Source organism: Pedococcus sp. P1_H8 (assembly GCF_056405175.1).
The window spans coordinates 1-368 of sequence record NZ_JBFUCP010000440.1; the positions used below are offsets into that span (position 1 = coordinate 1).

The 368-nt window shown below is 64.7% G+C and carries 2 protein-coding genes; both read right to left on the minus strand.

The features are described from left to right. Positions 1-207 (minus strand): redoxin domain-containing protein (locus tag AC1DYG_RS20755; protein ID WP_477641715.1); only part of this gene is annotated, 207 nt, incomplete at its 3' end. A gap of 24 nt (positions 208-231) precedes the next feature. Then, positions 232-368 (minus strand): DUF3052 family protein (locus tag AC1DYG_RS20760; protein ID WP_477641716.1); only part of this gene is annotated, 137 nt, incomplete at its 5' end.

The following is a 368-nucleotide window of genomic DNA, read 5'->3' on the forward strand; positions in this document are numbered from 1 at the left end:
GGCGAGCACGGCGGCATCGTCGTTCTCGAACTTCGGCAGTCCGTCACGCACCCGGCAGAGCTCACCCTGACAGGTGCCGGTGAAGGCCAGCGGATAGAAGACGATCAGGACGTTCTTCTTGCCGCGGTAGTCCGCGAGCGAGACTTCCTGATTGTTCTGGTCCTTGAGCGTGAACTCCGGCGCGACTGCACCAACCTCGAGAGGCATGGAGACTCCTTCGTGATCGGCGGGTCAGCGCTTGGCCGGTCGGGCCTTGGGCTGAACCAGGCGACTGCCGGTCCATGCACCGAGATTCGCGGCCGACGTCTGCGTCAGGCCCGCGGTGGGTGCGGATTCGGCGATCTCACTGGGTTCGACATGTCCGGGTT